17 protein-coding genes and 1 tRNA gene are annotated in these 20285 nt (G+C 51.5%); 7 read left to right on the top strand and 11 right to left on the bottom strand.

All coding sequences use genetic code 11. The annotated features are described in order from the left end of the window. The first annotated feature begins 18 nt into the window (after positions 1 to 18). A complete protein-coding gene (locus BN54_RS06420) occupies positions 19 to 1455 on the top strand; it encodes a C69 family dipeptidase (RefSeq protein WP_019206350.1) in 1437 nt (478 codons plus the stop codon). A gap of 74 nt (positions 1456 to 1529) precedes the next feature. Here BN54_RS06420 and BN54_RS06415 read toward each other — a convergent pair whose 3' ends face one another. From BN54_RS06415 to BN54_RS06375, 9 genes are all read right to left on the bottom strand, one after another. Further along, positions 1530 to 2141, bottom strand: coding sequence for a hypothetical protein (locus tag BN54_RS06415; protein ID WP_019206349.1), 612 nt, complete (start codon positions 2139 to 2141; stop codon positions 1530 to 1532). 368 nt (positions 2142 to 2509) lie between these two features. Continuing rightward, on the bottom strand, positions 2510 to 4018 hold the full coding sequence (gene gltX, locus BN54_RS06410; protein WP_019206347.1) for a glutamate--tRNA ligase: 1509 nt from the start codon (positions 4016 to 4018) through the stop codon (positions 2510 to 2512). A 133-nt stretch (positions 4019 to 4151) separates the two neighbouring features. Further along, the gene (locus tag BN54_RS06405; protein WP_019206346.1) at positions 4152 to 4922 is read right to left on the bottom strand and encodes an ABC transporter permease; all 771 of its coding nucleotides are present in this window, start codon (positions 4920 to 4922) and stop codon (positions 4152 to 4154) included. Further along, entirely contained in the window at positions 4912 to 5553 is a 642-nt protein-coding gene (locus tag BN54_RS06400) for an ABC transporter ATP-binding protein (protein ID WP_019206345.1), read from the bottom strand. The genes BN54_RS06405 and BN54_RS06400 overlap by 11 nt, the downstream gene beginning before the upstream one ends. 122 nt (positions 5554 to 5675) lie before the next feature. Further along, positions 5676 to 5748: transfer RNA gene (locus BN54_RS06395), tRNA-Glu, on the bottom strand. A 51-nt stretch (positions 5749 to 5799) separates the two neighbouring features. Beyond that, the gene (locus tag BN54_RS06390; protein ID WP_019206344.1) at positions 5800 to 6951 is read right to left on the bottom strand and encodes an MFS transporter; all 1152 of its coding nucleotides are present in this window, start codon (positions 6949 to 6951) and stop codon (positions 5800 to 5802) included. Between the two features lie 232 nt (positions 6952 to 7183). Beyond that, positions 7184 to 8485: a serine--tRNA ligase gene (gene serS / locus BN54_RS06385; protein ID WP_019206343.1), complete on the bottom strand. Its 1302-nt coding sequence runs from the start codon at positions 8483 to 8485 to the stop codon at positions 7184 to 7186. Positions 8486 to 8791: 306 nt separating this feature from the next. Continuing rightward, the gene (locus BN54_RS06380) at positions 8792 to 11890 is read right to left on the bottom strand and encodes an AAA family ATPase (protein WP_019206342.1); all 3099 of its coding nucleotides are present in this window, start codon (positions 11888 to 11890) and stop codon (positions 8792 to 8794) included. Then, positions 11871 to 13010, bottom strand: a complete 1140-nt coding sequence (locus tag BN54_RS06375) for an exonuclease SbcCD subunit D (RefSeq protein WP_019206341.1) — start codon at positions 13008 to 13010, stop codon at positions 11871 to 11873. The genes BN54_RS06380 and BN54_RS06375 overlap by 20 nt, the downstream gene beginning before the upstream one ends. Before the next feature lie 261 nt (positions 13011 to 13271). Between BN54_RS06375 and BN54_RS06370 the strand changes: the two genes are divergently transcribed. The 5 genes from BN54_RS06370 to dltD are packed head-to-tail and all read left to right on the top strand — an operon-like array spanning position 13272 to position 17752. Then, complete coding sequence (locus BN54_RS06370; protein WP_019206340.1) at positions 13272 to 13409, top strand: teichoic acid D-Ala incorporation-associated protein DltX; 138 nt, start codon at positions 13272 to 13274, stop codon at positions 13407 to 13409. 15 nt (positions 13410 to 13424) lie between these two features. Beyond that, positions 13425 to 14957, top strand: coding sequence for a D-alanine--poly(phosphoribitol) ligase subunit DltA (dltA, locus tag BN54_RS06365; protein ID WP_019206339.1), 1533 nt, complete (start codon positions 13425 to 13427; stop codon positions 14955 to 14957). Then, positions 14957 to 16186 (top strand): D-alanyl-lipoteichoic acid biosynthesis protein DltB, encoded by a 1230-nt coding sequence (gene dltB / locus BN54_RS06360; RefSeq protein WP_019206338.1) that lies wholly within the window; start codon positions 14957 to 14959, stop codon positions 16184 to 16186. Before dltA ends, dltB begins: the two co-directional genes overlap by 1 nt. 44 nt (positions 16187 to 16230) lie before the next feature. Then, positions 16231 to 16470 carry a D-alanine--poly(phosphoribitol) ligase subunit DltC gene (dltC, locus tag BN54_RS06355; protein ID WP_019206337.1) on the top strand — a complete coding sequence of 80 codons (240 nt, stop codon included), beginning with the start codon at positions 16231 to 16233 and terminating at the stop codon, positions 16468 to 16470. After that, complete coding sequence (gene dltD / locus BN54_RS06350) at positions 16463 to 17752, top strand: D-alanyl-lipoteichoic acid biosynthesis protein DltD (protein ID WP_019206336.1); 1290 nt, start codon at positions 16463 to 16465, stop codon at positions 17750 to 17752. Before dltC ends, dltD begins: the two co-directional genes overlap by 8 nt. A 274-nt stretch (positions 17753 to 18026) precedes the next feature. On the opposite strand, the gene BN54_RS06345 is transcribed toward dltD, so the two are convergent. Further along, a complete protein-coding gene (locus BN54_RS06345; protein ID WP_019206335.1) occupies positions 18027 to 18206 on the bottom strand; it encodes a hypothetical protein in 180 nt (59 codons plus the stop codon). A 256-nt stretch (positions 18207 to 18462) separates the two neighbouring features. Beyond that, positions 18463 to 18588: a hypothetical protein gene (locus BN54_RS10485; RefSeq protein ID WP_268869342.1), complete on the bottom strand. Its 126-nt coding sequence runs from the start codon at positions 18586 to 18588 to the stop codon at positions 18463 to 18465. Between the two features lie 374 nt (positions 18589 to 18962). Between BN54_RS10485 and BN54_RS10055 the strand changes: the two genes are divergently transcribed. Further along, positions 18963 to 20285 carry a sensor histidine kinase gene (locus BN54_RS10055; protein WP_155818314.1) on the top strand — a complete coding sequence of 441 codons (1323 nt, stop codon included), beginning with the start codon at positions 18963 to 18965 and terminating at the stop codon, positions 20283 to 20285.

Below are 20285 nucleotides of genomic sequence, written 5' to 3'. Positions count from 1 at the left end.
ACGAAAGGAAGCATAGTTATGCAAACTCGCCATTCATCTTGTACGACCATCTTAGTCGGCAAAAAGGCTTCCATTGATGGCTCGGTCATGGCCGGGCGCAATGATGATACTTTTTTGCCCCTGACTCCCCAACGCTACGTCGTCTACCCGGCTTATCACAACCACCCCAACCAAGTCAAATCCTACTTGAATCACTTCGTGGGCGACCGGCCGGCGGATGGCTACCGCTACCAAGGGGTGCCCAACGTTGATTTGAAAAAAGAAGGGGTCTACGACGAAACCGGCTTTAACGAAAAAAACGTGGCGATGAGCGCCACGGAAAGTGTTTACGCCAACGAACGCGTCTTGGCCTTTGACCCCCTGAACACGGAAAGTGGGATCAACGAAGACGTGATCGTGGCCTTAACCCTCCCCTTTATTGACTCGGCACGCCACGGGGTCGAATACCTTGGCCAACAAGTTGCCAAGTACGGCTCAGCGGAAGGAAATGGGGTCATCTTTGCCGACCGCGATGAAGTCTGGTACATGGAAATCGTCACCGGGCACCACTGGGTCGCCCAACGGATCCCGGATGATTGCTACGCCTTGACGGGGAACCGGGTCGCCATCCAAGAAGTTGACTTTGGCGATCCCGATAACTTTATGTGGTCCGCGGGAATTCAAGACTTTGTGGCCCAACACCACTTGAACCCCGATCCGGACGGGTGGAACTTCCGCCGGATTTTCGGGACCGCTGACGTCTTTGATCAACACTACAACACCCCGCGGCAATGGTACGGGCACAAGCTCTTCAATCCGGAATTGAAGTTTGACCCGATGGATCTCGATTTGCCCTTTGTCATGAAGTGTGATCACTTAATCAGCTTAGAAGAAGTGCAAGCCTACTTGGGCAGCCACTACCAAAACACGCCGTATGATCCGCTGGGCCACGGTAGCGAAGAAGACAAGCGGCGCTTCCGGCCGATTTCCTTGAACCGGACCCAAAACTCCCACGTCTTGCAAATCAAGCCGGACTTGCCGGAGGCCGCCCAAACCATTATGTGGATGGCCCTGGGGGGCGCGCCGACCTTTACGCCGTACCTGCCGCTCTTTGGTAACGCCGATCAAGCCGACGCCCGCTTGCGCAACACCCCGGCAGAATTGGACTTGGATGACCCGAGCTTCTACTGGCTCTTTAAGCGTTTAGCCATGTTGGTCGAAGCCCATCACGCTGAATTTGCTCAGGCCAACCTGGACTACCTCAAGGCCCTGCGCCAGTTCTTCCACACCTGGGTAGCCCAAACCGCCGCGCAAACCAAGGACCTGGACCCGGCCGCCGCTAGTGCGGTCTTAAATCAGGCCCAAACCGTAATGTTGGATCAGGTCGAAAAGGATACCAAAACACTGATGGCCAAGCTGATCAGTGATGGGATCGGCCTGTCCAAGCTAACCTTTAAGATGGACGTTAACTTATAATTTTTGTCCCCAACTAAAACTAAATCCCGGCCCCGCTTTTGCCAAGCGGTCCGGGATTTTTTCGTACCATCGGGTTAACTAATGCCCAACCAATAATGTTTTAGCCATGCCCACAGGCGGCAGTGGACTTTTTTCATTGGACCCAAAGCCGCGGGCAGCTCAACCAAATAACCATGCTCATCATACGCGACCCCATTTTGGACCAGCCACCCCAAGACGGGTCGCCCCTGCCGATCCACTACCCGGTCGCCAGCCAAGCTATAGCCTTCCCGTTCAGCCAGGGCCTGGGCTTGAGCAGCCGCCAAGACCGTTTGCGAAACCGGGCGCTGGCCCCGCAACGGAGCGGGACCCGGCAGGGTAGCGGTCAACTTTTGCTTCAAGCGCCCGACTTCCCGGCGCGCCGCGGCCATCGCATCAAAGGCCTGCTGGGTCTGCTGGGCAATTTTGCGGTGGCGCTGGCGGGCTTGTTCAAGTTGGTCGAGCCACACCCACGGGGCCTGTTTTGAAGAATTGCGGTCCCTTTGCAAAGTTTCTAACACAACTTGGGCTCGCTTGGCCTTGGCAAACGTCCGTAAATAAACCTGGTGGGCTTGTTCATACCGGGCTTGGGCCGTCCGCAACGCCGCTTGTAAACAAAGCGTTTGTTGCTGGCTGGTCCCTTGGCAATCGCTGGCAATTGTCGGCATCAATTTTTCTCCTTCATCACTTGACCATTGCGGGTTAACAGAGCTGGAGCTCCCCCCCACTTTGCTGAGAAAGTTATCATTTTGCTGTTCTTAGCTTGCCCCATTCCGGCTTCCCCCTTACTGCACGCTACATATAATCGATTTTGTTTTATTTGATTCTAGCATGCTTTCGTTCGATGCTTATAAATTTATTTTAATGATCAAATAAATCTGTCGTTATAGAATTAAAATTATCAATTCATTCTAGTTTGATGTGAAGCGAAAACTTACATTTTATCAGTAACCCTACTAACTTTCCCCAATCATGAGATTAATTTGGCGTATTAAAAAAGGTTTGTCAAAAAAATTGACAAACCTTTTGTGTTCCCCTAGTTCAAGGCAGCTAAGGCCCGATCCAAGAGGGTTAAGTTGGTCGTGGTTGGGTAAACGGCCATGATTTCGTTGATTTCTGGGGCCGAACTCTTCCCGGTAAAGGTAATGTTCAATGGGAAGTAGAGGCTCCGTCCCTTGACGCCGGTGTCCTTGCCGACTTGCTTGATCAAAGCGCTGTAATCAGCCGCGCTTGGTTGCCCGTCAAAGGCCGCCACGCCGGCCTTAATGGCCAACAGCACTTGCTTGGTTTCAGCCGCGTCCAACTTGCCAAAGTCTTCGTAGGACAGGTCTTGATCCAGAACAGTTGCGTAGAACCAAGCGTGATCAAGGACTTCAATCAGCTTGGTAACGTCGCGTTGGTGAATCTTGATTACCTTAACCAACAAGGCCTTGAGAGCCGCATCGTCCAGGTTCAGGTCGGCCACCCGCTTGGCTTGGTCAGAGTCATTTTCGTGGACCAAGGTCATGGTCCGGTCAGCCAGTTCTTCAACGTCCATCTTCTTGATGTATTGGGCGTTGATCCAGTCCAGCTTGCGTTGGTCAAAGTACGCCGGCGAAGAAGACATCCGCTTCGGGTCGTAGGCCTTGATCAGTTCATCCTTGGAGAAGATTTCTTGTTCCCCCACTGGTGACCAACCCAAGAAGGCGATAAAGTTAAAGATCGCTTCGCTCAGGTAACCATGCCGGTGGTATTGACTGATAAATTGCAGGGTGTTGGCGTCCCGCTTGGAAAGCTTCTTGCCCGTGGCCGGGTTGAAGATCAGCGAGATGTGGCAGAAGTGCGGGTGTTCAAAGCCCAAGGCTTCGTAGATCGCCATTTGCTTTGGCGTGTTGGAAATGTGGTCGGCCCCCCGGATTACGTCCGTGATTTCCATCAGGTGGTCATCAATCACCACGGCAAAGTTGTAAGTTGGCAACCCGTTGGACTTTTGGATCACAAAGTCGCCCCCGATGTTGTCGGAGTTAAATTCGATGTGGCCTAGCGCCCAGTCGTCCCATTCGTAAACGTGGTTTTCTGGCAGGTGGATACGCACGGTTGGCTTGATCCCCTTGGCTTCGGCGGCCTTGATGTCTTCTTCAGACGCATTGTACCACCGACCGTCGTAGTGCGGTGGTTCCCCGTTGGACTTTTGTTGTTCCCGCATTTCCTTGAGTTCTTCTTCGGTGGCGTAGTCCTTGTAGGCTAAACCCTTGTCGAGCAATTCTTGGATGTACTTTTGGTAAATGCCGGCGTCGTTGCGTTCCGTTTGGTGGTACGGTGCGTACTTGGCATTGGGCTTGTCGGGACCTTCATCCCAGTCAATCCCTAACCAGTGCAGGTTTTCAATCTGGGATTGTTCCCCGTTGTCGACGTTGCGGGCCAAGTCCGTGTCTTCGATCCGCAAGACCATCGTCCCGTTAAAGTGCCGGGCAAAGAGGTAGTTAAACAGTGCTGATTGTGCATTCCCGATGTGCAAGAAGCCCGTTGGACTTGGCGCATACCGTACGCGTACCTTATTATCCATTCCAAAAAGATCCTCTCTTTAAGTTTACTTGTAAGCAAAACGAGTGGCCGAATTCGCCCACTCGTTTTAAAATTCGTTTTCCATTTTACCACACAATTACCCGGGAAATAAAAAGATTCCCTTTCTGAACCAATTAGCGGGGCACTTTCAGTTGCAACCGCTCCGTAAAGTAGCTCCGGTAAGACAGGTAAATGGCAATGACCGACCCCAGGCTCGTCGCCGACAAGAGCATAAAGACGACCATAATTTGGTACTTGATCGCATAGACCGGGTCGACCCCGGCAAAGATCAGCCCCGACATCATCCCCGGCAGGGCAACCAAGCCAACCGTCTTGGCCGAATCAATCGTCGGTTGCATTGCCGTCTTGATGCTTTCGCGTAAAATTCCTTTCGAGGCCTGCGCAGCCGTTGCTCCTAAGGCCAGCATTTCATTAACCTGTTGTTCTTGTTGCTGGTATTGAGTCCGCATCGCCCGGAAGGCCAAGCCGATCGCGACCATCGAATTGGAGGCCACCATCCCGGTAATCGGCACCAGCTGCTGGGCGATCGGTTTGATCGACCCCGACAAGACCAACAGGCCAATCGTAAAGGCGGTGCTACAAAAGATGGCTAAAAACGAATACCAAAAGCCCCGCTTTTGCTTACCATTCCGTTGGTAGGAATTCCACGAAGCGTTCAAGATAATGATTAAGGACAAAGCTAAGGTCAGCCAGAGGTTGGCCACGTGAAAGACGCCCTTCAAGACGTAACCCACCACCGTCAACTGGACAATTGCCCGTGCGACGGAGTAAAGAATATCCTTGTGCAAGCCCAGTTTTTCCTTGGTACTGATCCCGATCGCCAGCACCATCCCCAAGGCGGCAATCACCAGGGAGAGGTTGGACACCGTTAAATTACTGCTCATCGCTCAATTGTCCCCCTTTCATGTATAACAAGTGGCTGGCGGCTTCAATTTCTTCCGCGTCGTGAGTCACCTTGATTAAGGTCTTGCCCCGTTGGTGCTCCGTTTCCAAAAGGTGCAAGACAATTTGCTTCGAAGCTTCATCCAAGCCAGTCGTGACCTCATCGAGCAACAAGACCGCCGGTTCCAATAAGAGGTTGCGCACCAAGGCGACCCGTTGGCGCTCCCCACCGGATAATTCGGTAATCCCCTTTTCTACGTAGCGGGATGGTAAGTCCACCGCCTTGAGCAAGTGATTGATCCGCGCCGTATCGACCGGTTGATTGGTAATCGCATACGGAAAGGCAAAATTATCCTGCACAGTTTGGCCAAACAAAAGTGGTTGTTGGATGCAGTAAGAAACCTGCTGGCGATAGGTCGGAATCGGGTAACTTTCCTGCGCCCGTCCCTGAAATTCAATCGTCCCGGCACTGGGCGTCAAAAAGCCCGCTAGCAACTTTAAAAAGGTACTTTTTCCGCTCCCCGACGGCCCCGCGATTGTTAAGTAGTCGCCCTTAGCCACCCCCAGATTAAGCTGGTGGAGAATTCGGCGGCCATCAACTTGGTAGTCAAGATCTTTAACTTCAATAATCAACTCGTCGCCCCCTCATCAGTTTTGCTAAATTAGAATCATTTTACTTTACTGCCAGTCAACTGGCAATTTTGGTGCTCCTTAGGCAATAAAAAAGCCCCACCACAAAAGGTGAGGCAAATTAGTGACCCGTACGGGATTCGAACCCATGTTACCAGCGTGAAAGGCTGGTGTCTTAACCAACTTGACCAACGGGTCATCAGCTGAGCAAGAAATATCTTACCATGGGTTACTAGGCTTGGCAACCATTTATTTAACAAATTTCCGCCGCGCGTAAGCTGCCACGTACAAGAGGGTGACCAAAATCATGCCAGAAGCCGAGATGAAAAGAGTTTCATAATTCAGCCGGTCGACGATCAAGCCCCCGTAAAAGGGGCCAATCGCCCGCCCAATCGACATCGCAATGTTGGGCAAGCCTTGGTACTTCCCAGTTTCACTCGGATCGGTCAGCTGGTCGATGTAGGCCGGCACCGCTGGCAGCCCCGTCATCTCCCCAAAGGTCAAAATCACAAAGGCCACCACAAACATGGCAAAGCTGTGGGCAAAGGTTAATAGTAAAAATGAGGCCGCAAACACGAAAATTCCCAGTTCAATCTGGGTGCGCAACTTCATCACCTTAGCTAACAGCGGCACCAAGGGCTGACCGACGACAATAATCACCCCATTGATCGTCCACAGGGAGCTGTACGCCACAAAGGGCAGGCCGGCGTCGGTAATCCGCACCGCCATGACCGTCTCCCACAAAGAATAACTCAAGTAAACCGTCAATAAGCACAGACACAGGGCGTAGACCAGGTGAATCCCGGCTTGGCTGCTGCGCTGACCGGCTTGGCTTGGGGACGCTTGCGCTTTGGTGACCGGCACCCGGAAGGCCAGGGCCACTACCACCGCAAAGACCAGGTAGGCCCCCGCGGTCACCGTAAAGGTCAAGGTCGGGCTGATTGGCAAGAGTACCCCCACCAATAACGTCCCCAAGACCACCCCGACGTTCATCGCCATGTACAAAGCATTAAAGACGTAGCGGGTGGACCGGGAAGTGACCGCCGTCCCGTAAGCGTTGATAATCGTTAGACTAGAGCCATCGGCAAAGCTGACTAAGCATAGCAAGAGGGCAAAGGTCGGCCAGCCGTGGAAAAAAATTAACAAGCTCGTGGCCACTGTGGCGACCAGCACCGTTAGGACCGCCGCTTGGTACGGCCGCCAATGGTCAAACAACCAGCCCCCACAGTAGTTGCCGGCCATCATCGCCATCGAAATAAAAAACATCACGATCCCGGCGACCGTCATTGATTCGTGCAGGTAGTCATGGACGTAGACGGTAATCAACGGCCACAGCAGGGCGGAACCAGTATTATTGAGCAGACTCGCCAAAAAGAGCCACTTTAATTTCATTGTTTTCATCATTTTCGTCCTTTCAGGTAAAGTTCGTTGGCGGTTCCCCGTTCGGACTTAATGACTTTGGCCGCCGCAGCTGGTAACAATCTGCGGCTGATGATCGTCTGGCACCACGCCTCTCGCCCCCTCTTTGCTGTTGGCTTTATTTTAGCAGACTTCCCCTTTCAGCGGGGACTTAGTCCAAAACCAAACAAGACTTTCTCCCGCAAAGAAGAAAGTCTTGTTAGTCGTTTACTGCTTATTTTTGGCGGTTAAATGGCACCGCGTTTTCCTTGGTGATCTTGGTAATCCCGTGGAAGTATGGAACCAAGACTTCCGGAATCGTGACCGAACCATCGGCGTTTTGGTAGTTTTCCAAAATGGCCGCTACCGTCCGGCCGACTGCTAAGCCCGATCCGTTTAAGGTGTGGACGTATTGTAACTTACCGTTTTCATCGCGGTATTGCATGTGCAGACGCCGGGCTTGGAAGTCCAGGCAGTTCGAGCAAGAAGATACTTCCCGGTACTTGCCTTGGGCTGGCATCCACAGTTCCAAGTCGTGCGTTTCTGATGCCGTAAAACTCATGTCCCCCGTCGTCAGGGTAATCACGTGGTACGGCAGCCCCAACTTTTGCAAGATGTTTTCGGCGTTGGCCGTCATCTTTTCTAATTCGTCCCAAGATTGGTCGGCCTTGGTGTACTTCACCATTTCGACCTTATTGAATTGGTGCATCCGGATCAAACCTCGGGTATCGCGGCCCGCCGAACCAGCTTCAGAACGGAAACTTGGCGTCAAGGCCGTGACGTAAACCGGCAGCTTTTCGGCTGGAATCACTTCATTGCCAAAGTAGTTGGTCAGCGGCACTTCAGCGGTTGGAATCAAGGTCATGTCTTCGCCGTTGACTTGGTAGACATCTTCTTTGAACTTCGGGAATTGCCCCGTCCCGTACATCGCGTGGGCATTCACGATGTATGGTGGCAGCATTTCCGTGTAGCCTTCCTTCATGTGTTCATCCAACATGAAGTTGTAGACCGCCCGTTCCAATTGGGCCCCTAAGCCGACGTAGTAGACAAAGCGGGCGCCAGAAACCTTCGCCGCCCGGTCAAAGTCGAGGATCCCCAGGTTTTCCCCGATATCCCAGTGGTGCTTCGGTTCAAAGTCGAAGTGGCGAATTTCGCCAACCTTACGCATTTCCTTGGCGCCATCTTCGGTCAAGCTGACTGGAACCCCTTCGTGGGGCACGTTTGGCAAGTGGGCCAGCTTGTCAAATAAGACTTCATCGTTTTGGGCCACTTGTTCATCTAAGGCCTTGATTTGCCCCCCGATCTTTTGCATTGCCGCAATCGCTTCGTCAGCTGATTCGTGGTTGCGCTTGGCTTCCCCGATCTTTTTGGACGCTTCGTTGCGTTGGGCCTTCAAAGCTTCTGTTTCTTGCAAAAGTTCCCGCCGCTTGGCATCCAAGGTTAAAACTTCATCAATGGCTTCCGGCTTGACACCCCGGGTGGCTAACTTTTCTTTAAACCAGTCCGGTTCGCGACGAATCTTCTTTAAATCCAGCATAGTATTTCCTCCTCTACCTTCGTTAGCAACTAAAAAAGGAGCCATTCCATCCATTATTGGGACGAAATGACTCCATTTCCGCGGTACCACCCAAGTTTGCTTAATTAAGCACCCTCAAAATGGATAACGGCCATTATCCGTGCGGCATTACCCGCCCACTTTTACCGGGCCGGAGTTTCGGCATCTCCCTTTCACCAACCGGGAGCTCTCTGCCCACCTACTTAAAGCCCGTTGCGTGTTTCATTTTCTGACAGTTATTGTAGTTGATTTAAGGCGCTACTGCAATCTTTTTCCCCAGATTTTTCGCTAATCAGCGTGCCGGTAGCTGACCGCGCTCCGGCCATCATGACTGTGGACGACCAATTGATCAGGAATTTGTTCCTTCATTTCCGTCACGTGACTGATCACCCCAATCATCCGGTGGCCCTGAATCTCCAAGAGGGCGTTTAAGGCCGTCTGCAAGGCATTTTGATCCAACGAGCCGAAACCTTCATCAATAAAGAGAGCGTCAATCTGGACCCCGCCCGCTTGGCGCTGAATTTCTTCGCACAAGCCCAGGGCCAGCGATAGTGAGGCAAGGAAACTTTCCCCGCCCGACAGGGTCCGCGCACTGCGGTCTTGCCCCACCTGATTGTCGTGCACATTGATTTCCAACCCTGACCATTTCTGCCCCCGGCCCTTGCCAACCTGTTCATCCAATTTAAAGCTGTACCGTTGCTCCGACAGCTTCAGCAAATATTGGTTGGCAACCGTCAAGACCTGGCTAAAGTAGGTCTGCAAGACGTAGCGGGGCAGACTGAGTTTGGTGGTGCTGTTGCCAGTGACCACTTGCACCAACGTATTCAATTCCGTTTGTTCCTCAAGGTGGGCCGCTTGGGCCTTGACTACGGTCGCCACTTGCTTGAGGGTGGCTTGCAGCTGCGCCAATTGCTCAGTTTGTTGCCCCTTGGCCGCCTGACGGTCCGCGAGGGTGGCTTCGGCCGTCTTTAATGCTGCTTTGGCCGTTGCAACCGTTACGGTGCCCTTTGCCTGGGCTAAGCGCGCTTGCAGCTGCTTTTGCTGGGCAGCATTGGCGGCTTGCTGTTGTCGGTAGGCGTCCACTTCGGCTTGCCAAGTGGCCTGCTGGCTTAAATCAGCTTGGGCCTGGGCCCAGAAATCCCAGGTCAACTGCGGATCAAAGGCCACCAAGGCCGTTTGTAAGGCGGCCTGAGTCTGTTCACTGACCGCCTGAGCGGCCGTGGCTTGCTTATCAGCCGCCGCCAGCTGGGTTTGGGCTACGGCTTGGTCCTGCTTGGCCTGCGTGAGCGCCGCTTGGTTCTGCGTGACCGCTTGGTGGTAGGTTTGCAGCCGCGTGGTCAACTGTTCAATTTCCGCCTGCACTTCGGCTAACGTGCGCTCCCCTAAGCGGGCCGTTTGCGCTTGCAACTGCGCCTGTTGCGCCGCCAAAGTTTCCCGCGCTGCGCGCAAGTGATCGGTCTGGGTGGCCAGGTCTGTGGTGGTTTGTTCCAGCGGTGCGCTCAGCGCCTGCAAGTCCTGCTTGGCTTGGGCCACGGCAGCTTGCTCTTGCTCCAACGTCGCCCGGGTCTGGGTAAGCGTAGCCTGCGCCTTGGCCACGGCCGCCGCTACGGTTGACAACTCAGCGGCGACCCCCAATTGTTGGGCCAAGGCCGTCAATTGCTGGTTTAATTGGTCACGACCAGTTTCGACTTGCTGTTCCTGTTGGCTCACCTGGCTAGCGGCCCGACTGGCGGCTTGGATTGCGGCCGTGACCGCCGTTTCGGCGGCTTCGACCATTTCCGCGGTTACCTCCTCCCCACTGGCGACCGCCGGCGCCGGGTGCGGGTGGTCGCGACTGCCACAAACCGGACATGGTGACCCCGGCTGCAGATCAGCCGCCAAGCGGCGAATCGCGGCCCGGGCGTAGGCATCCTTTTGGGTTTTCAACGTGGCTTGCGCCGTCGCTAGCGCCGCCGCCGTTTGCTGGGCCGTTTGCCGGACCGTTTGCAGTTTAGTTTCTGCCGCCGTCAGCGTGGTTTGTTGCTCTTGTACCCAGGTTAGGGCCGCGGTGGTTTGTTGGAGCTCGTTGGTCTGGCGCTCCACCGCGACAGCCTGCGCATTGATCGCGTCCGCGCGCGCCACGGCCGCCGTCAGCTGGGCTTGCTGGGCTTGCTGCTGGTCACGTTGCGTCGTTAACTCCGCGACTTGGGCCGTCAGCTGCTCAACCTGCCGTTGTTGAGTTGCTACTTGCGCTTGCAGGCGGGCCTGGGCCTCAAATTCTGGCAACTGGCTGGTCAAAGTCAGCCGCTGGGCTTGCTGTTGTTCGATCGTTGGCGTTTGGGCCGCCAAAGTCTGCGCTGCTTGCTCAGCAGTTTGTTGCGCCCGAACTGCTTCTGCTCGGGCGGTCTGGGCAGTTTGACGGGCAGCCCGGGCCGCCGCCAGATCCTGCTGGGCCGTTTGCCACTTTAAATAGGTGGTTTGTTGTCTTTGGTACCATTGCAACGCGTGTAACTGCCGCTGCCGGTGCTGAATGTGGGGCTCTTGGGCAGTGAGTTGGGTGGCCGCCGCGGTTAACTTGGCTAAGGCCGCTTGGTCGGCTTGGACGCTTTGAGCCTGTTGCAACTGCGCACTGGCCGTTTGGACGGCCGTTTGCGCCGCGGCAATTTCCCGGGAAATATCAGCCAAGGCCGTGGTTTGGGCGGTCACCTGGCGCTGAGCTTGGGCCTGCCAAGTTGGGGTGGGCAAGGTCGCATCGATTTGTGGAACGGCCTGCTTGAGCAAGGCTAATTTCTGGTTTTGGGTTTTCAGTGCGGCCTCTTGGTGAGCCAATTGTTCCTTTAACGCTTGGGCCCATTGCTGGTATAAACCAGTTGCAAATAATTCTTCCAATAAAGCCTCTTTCTCCGTACTTGAAGAAGCCAGGACCTGACGAAATTGCCCCTGCGGCAGGAGCACCAATTGTTTAAATTGTTCTTTGGTCAGGTGCAGCAAATCGACAATAAATTTGTCAACCGTACTGATCCGGGTCAACGTTTGGCTTTCACCCGCCCGTTCGTAAGTTAAGCTGACCTTGGCCGCGCGTTCCACAAGGCGCCCCTGCTTATTTTTCAATTTCTGCTTTGGCGCCCGGGTAAGGGTGTAGACCACGTCCGCATGTTCAAAGGTGAATTGCACCACCGTGACCGCATCGGCGGGGGCAAAATCAGCCCGTAAGGCCGCGGCATTCCGGTCTTGGTTGTTCGTTGTTTCATTAAAGAGGGCATAGACCATCGCGTCAAAAATCGTCGTCTTACCGCTCCCCGTCGGCCCGGTGACCAAAAAGAGCGGGGCCTCATCAAACTGACGGAAGTCAATCACGCTGTGTGGGTACGGGCCAAAGTTAGTTAATTCAAGCTTGAGTGGTCGCATCGTCTTCCCCCTTAATCTTTGCTAACCCTTCCGCCGCCCACTTTTGTTGGCGGGCGGTCAAGGGCTGACCGGTCGTCTGTTCATAAAACGCGGCTAGTTGCTCCAGTGGTGACTTTTCCGTCAGGTTGTGCATGGTTTGCACCGCCGGTTGGTTCAACTGCCGGGTAAAATGCAAACTGAGGATGCGGGGATAAAATTCGCGCAACTTGGCCATGACATCGGGAATTTCGTTTTGATCTTTCAGCGTCAGTAAATAATAATTTTCCCGGTCAATCCCCGCAACTTGCTCGGGCGCCGTTAATTCAGCGAAGCTCCCCGTCACTTTCACCAGGTCCGGGTGCTGGGACAACGGCTGCCAAGCCACCCGGTCCGCCGCGAGATCAACCACGCGGACCCCCTTGGTCATCGTCGCTTCACTGGCCGACAGCTTTAGTGGCGAACCACTGTACTTCACCCGCTTGGTCTTGAGGGCCTGGGGGTTATGCAAGTGGCCCAACGCCACGTAGTCAAACGGGGCCAACAAGGCGACGTCAACCGCCGCCAGGCCCCCTACTTCAATCATGGTTTCCGAAGCGGGCGTTCGTTGGCTGCCCGCCGCAAAGAAGTGGGCAACCAAGACATGGTGCTTGTCTGGGGCAAATTGAGCCTGCATCGTCGCTACCACTTTAGCCATCACCTGATTTAAATCGCGAAGCTGCTCATCAGCAAAGTAATTGCGCGCCGCTTGCAAGGTAAAGTAGGGCAACAAGAAAAATTGGGTGTCGCCAATCACAATCGGCTCAAAGGCCTGGGCAAATTCGGTCACCAAATACAACCCGTGCGCCCGGTACCACGCGCTGGCCATCCCTAAGCGGGGCGCTGAATCATGGTTGCCACTGATCGCCAAAATCGGAAAGCGATCAACCAAATTCAGCTGGGCCAACATTTTCTTCAACTGATCGACCGTCGCTTCACTGGGGACCGCCCGGTCAAACAAATCGCCAGCCAGCACGAGGGCATCGACTTTTTCGGTCAACGCCACGCTCTCAATTTGTTTAAACATGGTCCACTGGTCGGCGGCTAAATCAAAGCCGTTTAATTTTTTCCCGAGGTGCCAATCAGCCGTGTGTAAAAAGCGCATCGGTATCCGTCCTTTCTTTTTTGAAGCTGGTTTGTCCGTTTTATTATACCACACAGGTGTTCTTATTTGTTCGCAAAAAATTATTGTCCCTAGTCGGCACTTATAATTTTTCAGTATTTTTGCACTTTTCGTAACTTTATTGTAAAATTCAGAAAGTTTTGACCGAGTGTTTAACATTCGGTTAACTTTTGCTTTTTTTGCAACCAACGCCTGGAATTGCGCTAGACTAAAGCGTGATTTAAAAAAGAAAGGACACCAACAATGAAGGTCATTAAAGACCACCCGAAGGCCTCGTTTGCCATTCGGACGCTCTTATATTTTCTGGTCTTAATGTTGCTGATCTACCTCTACGGGTACTTCGGCGTCGGCCAAGCGCCCTTTATTTACAACGAGTTCTAAGGAAAGGAAACCACCATGGCTAACAACCTGATTACCCGCTTGGATCAAGTGGCTCAAGCCAACTTGACCCAAGTTGCCTACGATGAATTAGGCACAACTCATACCTACCAAGATTTACTGACTTATACCAATGCCTTTGCGGCCTGGCTGGATCAACAGTCAACGATTGCCGCGGGCAGCCCGATTCTTTACTATGGGGATCACCAATTTGAAATGGCCGCCGGTTTTATCGGGGGCGCTAAGGCCGGTCACCCCTACATTCCGGTCGAAGTCGGCACCGCTTTGCCCCGGCTGCAATCGATCATCAAGACGGCCCAACCCCAACTCGTGGTCGCCATCGATGACTTTCCGGCTAACGACGTGGACTTTACTGGACAAATCTTGACTCTGGCGGACCTGCGCCAGATCATGACGACCCCGGCGACTTACACGCCAACCCACGCCCTAACCGGTGATGACACCTTCTACGTCCTCTTTACGTCGGGGACGACCGGCTCACCGAAGGGGGTCGAAGTCACCCATAACAACATTCAATCCTTTGCCGACTGGATGATGGGCCCGGACTTCAACCTGCCAACGGCAACCAAGTACTTGGGCCAAGCGCCCTTCTCCTTTGATATTTCCCACTTCTACTGGCTGGTTGGCCTGTTAACGGGATCCACGATCAAAGCGGTCCCCCTGGCAACGGTCCAAAACTTTGGCAAACTCTTTAAGGTCTTGCCCGACCTGGACTTCAACGTCTTTGTCGGGACCCCGTCCTTTGCGGACATGCTCTTGCTCAGCCCGGATTTTAACGCCGCAAAAATGCCGCAGTTGACCCACATGGTCTTTTGCGGGGAAGAACTGACCCCCTCAACGGTCAAGCGCCTCTTTGCCAAGTTCCCAGCCGTGAAGATCTTTAATACCTACGGGCCGACCGAAGCAGCGGTGGCGATTACCAGCTGCGAGATCACCAAGGAAATGGCCGAAACGCTGAAGCGGCTGCCGATCGGGGTTGATAAGCCGGGCGTGACGACCTCAATTTGGGATGGCGACCAACCAATTACCACCCCGAACGTGCACGGGGAAATCGTCATTTCCGGTGACAGCGTGGCCAAGGGCTACCTGCACAATCCGGAAAAGACCGCCCAAAACTTCTTTAAAGTCAACGGCGTTCAATCCTACCGGACTGGCGACGCCGGCTTTATCGATGAAGCTGGCGTCCGCCACATCATTGGCCGGATGGACTTTCAAATCAAGCTGCACGGTTTCCGCGTAGAGCTCGATGAAGTCCGCTCCAGCTTGGAATTGAGCCCGTTGGTCAAGCAAGCCGTCGCGGTGCCAAAGTACGATAAAAACGGCAAGGCTTCCCACTTGATTGCCTACGTCATCGCCGAAGCCAACGATTATGCCACCCCAGCAGAATTGACCAAAGCGATCCGGTTAAGCTTGAAGGACCAAATCATGGATTACATGATGCCAACCCAGTTCGTCTACGTCGACCATTTCCCGAAGTCGGCCAACGGTAAGATCGCCGTCAAGCAAATCATTGCGGAGGCTAACCAATAATGTTGACGTGGATGCAAGATTTGCCTAACTTCACTGCCTATGGAACACCGACTTACTTCATCTACTTGTTAGTGGCGCTCTTGCCGCTGGGGATCGGCTTGTACTTTGGCAAGCGCTTCAGTTGGTACGAAGCCTTAGTCAGCTTTGTCTTCATCTTCTTAATGTTTGATGGGCAAAGCTACCAACAGGCCTTCTCCTTGGTCGCTTACATCATCTACCAAACGGTGATTGTGATCAGCTACTTCCACTACCGGCAAAAGCAAAATGCCAGTGCGATCTTCTACTTGGCTGTTTTTCTATCACTGTTGCCCATCATCATCGTGAAGTTCTCCCCGGCGATGGTCGGGCACAATTCCCTGCTCGGCTTCTTAGGGATTTCCTATCTAACCTTCCGGGCCGCCGGGACGATTATCGAAACCCGCGATGGGGTCGTTAAGGACTTAAACTGGTGGAAGTTTGTCCGCTTCATGGCCTTTATGCCAACGATTACGTCCGGGCCAATCGACCGCTACCGGCGTTTTGCCAAGGACTATCAACAAGTGCCCAGCCGGGAGAAATACCTGGACCTGGTGGCCAAAGCTGTCCCATACCTGTTCATTGGTTTTGTCTACGAATTCGTGATCGACTACTTCTTTGGGCAACTCTGGTACCCCTTCATGGTCAAGCAGGCCCTGCTGTCAGCACCGCACCTGTCCTGGTGGGTCGTGGGGGTGGCTTACACCTATGCCGGTCACCTTTACTTTAACTTTGCCGGCTACTCCTTTTTTGCCGTGGCGATCTCTTATCTGATGGGCGTTCAAACGCCAATGAACTTTAATAAGCCGTTCTTGGCCAAGAACATCAAGGAATTCTGGAACCGGTGGCACATGACCCTGTCCTTTTGGTTCCGCGACTACATCTTCATGCGGTTTGTCTTTATGGCCACCAAGAAGAAGTGGTTTAAAAACCGGAATGTCTTGTCCAGTGTTGCTTACATGCTCAACATGATGGTGATGGGCTTTTGGCACGGGGTCACCTGGTATTACATTCTCTACGGTTTCATGCACGGCTTGGCCCTGGTCGTCAACGATTGGTGGTTGCGTTACAAGCGCAAGCACTTTAAGATTAAGTCGACCAAATGGACTAAGTTTGTCGCCGGCTTTATTACCTTTAACTTTGTCGTCTTGTCCTTCTTAGTCTTCTGCGGCTTTTTGGACAAACTGTGGTTCGTGGTGCCTGGTCACCACTAGTCACTGCTGTTGCAAACACACTTTAAAATTTGGAGGAATTACTCATGCAAGCACAAATTCAAGAACTCTTAGCTCAAGCCACTGGTCGCGATGCCGCCGATTTTGCCGATGTCACGATGGACCTGTACGCCGATGGGCTGCTCGACTCAATGGCCACCGTCCAATTCCTCTTGTCTCTGCAAGACGAATTTGATATTCAAGTGCCGGTTTCCGAATTCGACCGCGACGCTTGGAGCACGGTGGAAAAGATTGAAGCGCGGGTAAAGGAACTCCAAAATGACTAACAAGCAAAAGCTGTGGTCAATCTTTGGCCCAGCCTTGATCGCCGCCGGCTTGGCCCTGGTGGTCTTTGCGATTCCGTGGAAGAGCAACAACTCACCGGCGACCCTGCAAAGGGCGGCTGTTTCCCTTAGCCCGAACGTCTTTAAGAACCGGGCGATCAAGGTCCAAGCCCTCGCCGATAAAAAGGCCAATTACGTGCCCTTCTTTGGTTCCAGTGAGTTCAACCGGATGGACCGCTACTACCCCGCAACGATGGCGGCCAAGTACCACCACTACCGGCCCTTCATGTTTGGCTCGCGGGGAACTCAGTCCCTGCCCCAGCTCTTTAACATGACGATGATGGCCCCACAAATGAAGAATAAGAAGGCCGTCTTTGTCATTTCGCCGCAGTGGTTCGTCAAAAAAGGGGTCATGCCGGATGCCTTTCGTTACTACAACGGGACCTACGCCAACTTGGTCTGGCTGGCCCAAGCCAACCCCAAGTCGCCTTACGACCGCTACACGGCCAAGCGCCTGGGCGAATTAACCAGCGACAGCGGGACGGTGGCCAGCTATGCTTACAAGATTGAACGGGGCGAACAGCTGAATGCCTTTGAGCGGGCCAACATCAAGGTCCGGATTGCCCTTTTAGCCCACGAAGACAACCTCTTCTCCGGCTTCTTCTTAAAGGACAACTACCAAAAGCGGATTCAGCCGCGGGAAAAACTGTTGCCTAAGCGCTATGACTACGACCGGCTCTATGCCCAGGCCGTCAAGGCGCACGCCAAGGCCACCAATAACAACGACCTTGGCGTCTTAAACAGCTTTTACGACCAGCGGATCAAGCACGCCAAGCATATTGAAGGTTCACAAAAGCACTTCTCCTACCTGAAGAGTCCGGAGTATGCCGACTTGCAAGTGGTCTTAAACCAACTGAAAAAGACCAACACCAACGTCGTCTTCATGATTACCCCGGTCAACGCCAAGTGGGAACAAAAGACCGGCCTGAACATGCAGATGTACTACCAAACGGCCAAGAAGATCAAGTTCCAATTGCAAGCCCAAGGGTTTAATCACATCATTGATTACTCCCACGCCGGCAGCAAGCCGGGCTTTATGAACGATACGATTCATATTGGTTGGGCCGGGTGGGTCGACTTCGACCACCGGATTGCCCCCTTCTTAGACAATCCCCAACCCGCACCCCATTACCAGATGAACGAAGCCTTCCTCTCGACGGAATGGCAAAACTTAACGCCTACGACCACGAACTTGCACCAGTTTAAGGCCCAACATTTGAAGTAAACAAAGCGGCTGATGAGCTTTTTAACGCTCATCAGCCGCTTTGCTTTTTTCTTTAACTATATTTTCTTGATCAAATCTAGGTTAACCCAGATCATCAATACATCAAACAATAGTAATTATTATCTTTTATCACCTACGTACCAATCGTAAACATAATAAGCACTTACCGTAAACCATACCAATGCCGTTTCATAATGTTGACGAAAAATACTGATCAATAGAAAAAGGAAAGGTAATGAAAAGAGAGCATATTTGATTACCTTATGCTTCATCATTAATTACACCAACCCACTCCCTGACATACTCCATGAGCAAAACCACGTGCAAAATCATAGGCATTCTGGGCACCTTGCGCTCGCCGCCGAATACAACTCGTCGAATAGCACTTCATCTCCTGGGTTCCACCAACAACCTGTTGCATTTCTTTCAATGATAAAGATTCGTATTTCTCCATTGATAATCTCCTCCTCACAATTAGTGTTTTCCTCGAAGTCCTCGTAATACTCGACCGCCAAATAACGTTGTTACTACCCGGCCAACTCTTTCTCCCAACTGATAATCCCAATTACTACCACCAATCGTTTGACTTAAGGTCGAACTGTCAAGCGTCTTAAATTTTACTGTCATACTTTACCTCCATTTCTCGAAAACAATACCGTAATTTAAAAACCATCTTCTCTTGCGATAAGTGATAAAATTAGGTATAGCTACTATGGTAAAGAGTTCCATCCTTCAACATATGCGCTACCTCCACTAGCATAGCCACCTAAAATTACAATCATTACAATTACTAAGATTGCTAAATAAAGATAATTTAAATTAATCTTGGTAAACATAGTGATCTATCCCCCTTTCTTCAAAATGCTAGTAGCTTCCTACACTCATAATGATACCCACATAATTCTTAAAAAGTTTCGAATTGTCCTTCCGTCGTCTTTTTACGCTTAACCCAAATTTACATACGTTCAGCCATAAATTTCCCACCGCAAGAAGAACTTACGCATAATTATATTTGGAAATAAATTAACCTCCTACCACACAAAAAAGAAAGAGATGTTACTTATGACACAGAAAAAAACAATCTCCACCTTTCAACAAATCAGTTCTAAAACGTTACTCCTTGTTATCGGTGGAAACAAAAATGGTCACGGTGGTATTACGATGTTAAAGAAGATGCTAAAAAAACGGTCACGGTTTGGTAGTTAACACTATGATTGATCTTGCTATTCATCAGATCATAATCCTCGACACCGTGATCTGGTTATTTCCATATTTAATCTATCGTTGCCTGTTCTTCTACTCTAATCGAGTGAGCTTCATCTTTGATATACTCTCGCTTTGTTTTATTTTTTACGTAACCAACTGGTACTCTATTGTTCTCGGCTATGCCACTTTTCTTATCTATATTGCCTTAGAAGACCGAATCGCTAATAATGGAAGCATTCGTATTCATCTAATTGCCGCTTCTATCATTCTTGCTTTTCAGCTTTTAGTATTTAGTCTCGCAGTTTTTTCGTTAAACTCTTTGGGAATTTTTAATTCATACCCAAACTATGGTGGTTACTTCGCAATAATAGTGATTTTGATCGTTATTGTGATTACACTATGTCTTGTTGTTAAAACAAAAAATAAAATTTTGGATTTTTTGGTTACTTTGAGCAATTCACCACTTGTTGAACATGCGGTTTTTAAGCTATCGCTTCTTGCGCTCTTTGGACAATTACTAATTGACGGAATTGCCGAGTATTTACAGGTTGAAGCAACCTATCAGCTTTCATTACTCATGATCTTCGCTTGGTTTGATTTACTGTTAATGTTGGCTACAATTTTACTCATCCAAAGTTACCAACGTGAACTGCGCCTTCAAGTGCAAAACTCCGTTTATCAAAAAGATGTCCAAGCTGCTAAAGAAACGCAAGCCTACTACCTACAATTACGGAAAGAACGGCATGATCTTAAAAATATGCTCTTGAGTGTCCAAGGCTACCTTAAGGCACAACAATTATCGCAGGCCAGCCACCTTATTGACGAAATCACACACCAACAAAGTGATCAGATTACTCACTCCATTGAAATTGATCGTGAAGTGAACAAAATCGGTTTGCCTGGCCTACAAAACGTTTTACAGAACAAAGCCTACCAAATAATCAGGCAAAACTCGCAAGCCCTGCTTTCAATCGAAGTTAATGATCAAATCACAACATTACCCGGCGCTGAAATGGACTTGGTACGAATTATCGGGATCTTGATGGACAATGTAGTTGAGGCAATTAAAAATCAGCCTCATCCCAAAATCCAAATCGCCCTGCTCAAACATGGCCAAGCCTATGAGTTTACCGTCACCAATTCCATTACTAATCCAATTACGGTACAAAAGATTTTTGCGGCTGGCTATTCAACCAAGCCTAATCACGCTGGACTGGGCTTAGCAAACGTGCAAGAGTTAGTTGCCAAAAATGATTCATTGGGCTTTGAGATGAGCACGACTGACCATCAAGTCCAAATGTCACTATTTATCAGGGGGAGTGAATAA

The sequence above is a fragment of the Limosilactobacillus ingluviei str. Autruche 4 genome, assembly GCF_000312405.1.
Classification (GTDB): domain Bacteria; phylum Bacillota; class Bacilli; order Lactobacillales; family Lactobacillaceae; genus Limosilactobacillus; species Limosilactobacillus ingluviei.
Note: the sequence above shows the minus strand (reverse complement) of the source record. Positions and strands in the feature narration are given on the sequence as shown.

Excerpts from the sequence above, each read along its gene's own strand:
- BN54_RS06415 (WP_019206349.1), bottom strand. The coding sequence starts at position 2,141 with ATGCCGACAATTGCCAGCGATTGCCAAGGGACCAGCCAGCAACAAACG.
- BN54_RS06405 (WP_019206346.1), bottom strand. The coding sequence starts at position 4,922 with ATGAGCAGTAATTTAACGGTGTCCAACCTCTCCCTGGTGATTGCCGCC.
- BN54_RS06375 (WP_019206341.1), bottom strand. The coding sequence starts at position 13,010 with ATGCGCTTTTTACACACGGCTGATTGGCACCTCGGGAAAAAATTAAAC.
- BN54_RS06380 (WP_019206342.1), bottom strand. The coding sequence starts at position 11,890 with ATGCGACCACTCAAGCTTGAATTAACTAACTTTGGCCCGTACCCACAC.
- dltD (WP_019206336.1), top strand. The coding sequence starts at position 16,463 with ATGACTAACAAGCAAAAGCTGTGGTCAATCTTTGGCCCAGCCTTGATC.
- BN54_RS06370 (WP_019206340.1), top strand. The coding sequence starts at position 13,272 with ATGAAGGTCATTAAAGACCACCCGAAGGCCTCGTTTGCCATTCGGACG.
- BN54_RS06345 (WP_019206335.1), bottom strand. The coding sequence starts at position 18,206 with ATGGAGAAATACGAATCTTTATCATTGAAAGAAATGCAACAGGTTGTT.
- BN54_RS06390 (WP_019206344.1), bottom strand. The coding sequence starts at position 6,951 with ATGAAAACAATGAAATTAAAGTGGCTCTTTTTGGCGAGTCTGCTCAAT.
- dltA (WP_019206339.1), top strand. The coding sequence starts at position 13,425 with ATGGCTAACAACCTGATTACCCGCTTGGATCAAGTGGCTCAAGCCAAC.
- dltB (WP_019206338.1), top strand. The coding sequence starts at position 14,957 with ATGTTGACGTGGATGCAAGATTTGCCTAACTTCACTGCCTATGGAACA.
- BN54_RS10485 (WP_268869342.1), bottom strand. The coding sequence starts at position 18,588 with ATGTTTACCAAGATTAATTTAAATTATCTTTATTTAGCAATCTTAGTA.
- gltX (WP_019206347.1), bottom strand. The coding sequence starts at position 4,018 with ATGGATAATAAGGTACGCGTACGGTATGCGCCAAGTCCAACGGGCTTC.
- BN54_RS06420 (WP_019206350.1), top strand. The coding sequence starts at position 19 with ATGCAAACTCGCCATTCATCTTGTACGACCATCTTAGTCGGCAAAAAG.
- BN54_RS10055 (WP_155818314.1), top strand. The coding sequence starts at position 18,963 with ATGATTGATCTTGCTATTCATCAGATCATAATCCTCGACACCGTGATC.
- serS (WP_019206343.1), bottom strand. The coding sequence starts at position 8,485 with ATGCTGGATTTAAAGAAGATTCGTCGCGAACCGGACTGGTTTAAAGAA.
- dltC (WP_019206337.1), top strand. The coding sequence starts at position 16,231 with ATGCAAGCACAAATTCAAGAACTCTTAGCTCAAGCCACTGGTCGCGAT.